The sequence below is a fragment of the Azospirillum sp. B506 genome, from assembly GCF_000333595.1.
Lineage (GTDB): Bacteria > Pseudomonadota > Alphaproteobacteria > Azospirillales > Azospirillaceae > Azospirillum.
The window spans coordinates 1-1692 of record NZ_BADK01000139.1; the positions used below are offsets into that span (position 1 = coordinate 1).

Sequence of the window (1692 nt, forward strand, 5' to 3'; positions counted from 1 at the left end):
TGCTTGCCCTGGAGTGACTGGCTTGGCCACCGATCTCATGCGCCTGGGTTGTTGTCCCGGCGCCAACACAGCGGTTCCGACAGCCGGTCGATCAGAAAGTCGGCAAGCACCCCGACCTTGGCCGGCCGCGTGCGGGCCGAGGGCGTGATGAAATAGAGGCCGCCTTTCGGCAGCGACCAATCGGTCAGGATCGCGGTCAGGCGCCCTTCGGCCAGATGTTCCGCCGCCATGAATTCCGGGAGCTCTGCGATTGCCAGCCCTTCCAGCAGCATCGGCACCAGGGCATCGGCGTTGGTGACACGCAGCTGGCCTGATGGAGTGACGCTCTCCTCCTCGCCGGCCCTGTTGGTGAAGTGCCAGATGTCCTGTCGGCGGCGGTAGGCATAGCCCAGGCAATGGTGGCCGTTCAACTCGCGGGGGTGCCGCGGTTCGCCATGGCGGGCGAGATAGCTGGGAGCGGCGAGCACCACCGGCGATACCCCGCATAGCCGACGCGCCACCAGCGAACTGTCCGGCAGCACCGCAATGCGCAACGCCGCATCGAAACCGTCGCCCACCAGATCGACGACAGCGTCGCTCAGATGCAGGTCGATGGAAATCTCAGGATAGAGCCGGAAGAAGTCCGGCAGCAGCGGCGCCACCCAGCGCAGCCCGAAGGACATCGGCACCGCGAAGCGGATCAGGCCGCGCGGGCGGCTGGACATCTCGCGCACCGCATTCTCCGCCGCTTCCGCCTCGTCATAGAGGCGGGTCGCGCGTTCCGCGAGCGAATGGCCGAAATCGGTCAGGGCCAGCCGGCGGGAGGTGCGGTTGAACAGCCGGGCTCCCAGCCGCTCCTCCAGCCGGCCGACCGCGCGCGACACGGTGGCGACCGACACGCCCATGGCGCGGGCGGCACCGGCGAAGGAGCGCTCCTCCACCACCTTGGCAAACATCGCCAACCCTTCGAAATCCGGCAGCTTCGACATCACCAATCCTGCAACGATAATTTTCAGTCATTTCTATTTCGATATGTACTGGCCGTCGATAGCCTCGTCTCCAGCGAACAACCCAATTCCAAGGAGATTTCAGATGTCACCTAAGCTCGATGGCAAGATCGCCCTCGTTACCGGCGCTAACAGCGGCATCGGCCTCGCCACGGCCAAGCGTTTCGCCGCCGAAGGCGCCACGGTCTATCTGACCGGCCGCCGCCGGTCGCAGTTGGAGGCCGCAGTGGCGGCTATCGTCGCCGCCGGTGGCAGGGCGACGGGCGTGCAGGCGGACTCCTCCAACCTCGCCGACCTCGACCGGCTCTATGCGCAGATCCAGAGCGAGGCCGGGAAGCTCGACGTGCTCTACGCCAATGCCGGCGGTGGCGGCATGCTGCCGCTGGGCGCCATCACGGAGGAGCAGTATGAGGACACCTTCAACCGCAATGTGAAAGGCGTGCTGTTCACCGTGCAGAAGGCGCTGCCGTTGCTCGGACGGGGCGCGTCGGTGATCCTCGCCGGCTCCACGGCGGGCAGCATGGGCACGGCGGCCTTCAGTGTCTACAGCGCCAGCAAGGCGGCGGTCCGCAACTTCGCCCGCAGCTGGATCCTGGACCTGAAGGACCGCGGCATCCGCATCAACACACTCAGTCCCGGCCCGGTCCGCACGCCCGGTCTGGTCGAACTGGCCGGTCCGGAGGCGGCGCAGCAGCAGGGTCTGGTC

General features: G+C 66.8%; 2 protein-coding genes. One reads left to right on the forward strand and one right to left on the reverse strand.

Features of this window, described 5'->3' with window-relative positions:
- Window positions 1-35: 35 nt before the first annotated feature.
- The gene (locus I71_RS05170; protein WP_042691676.1) at window positions 36-968 is read right to left on the reverse strand and encodes a LysR family transcriptional regulator; all 933 of its coding nucleotides are present in this window, start codon (window positions 966-968) and stop codon (window positions 36-38) included.
- Window positions 969-1071: 103 nt separating this feature from the next.
- Here I71_RS05170 and I71_RS05175 point away from each other — a divergent pair.
- On the forward strand, window positions 1072-1692 hold a 621-nt coding region (locus I71_RS05175; protein WP_042691680.1), incomplete at its 3' end, for an SDR family NAD(P)-dependent oxidoreductase.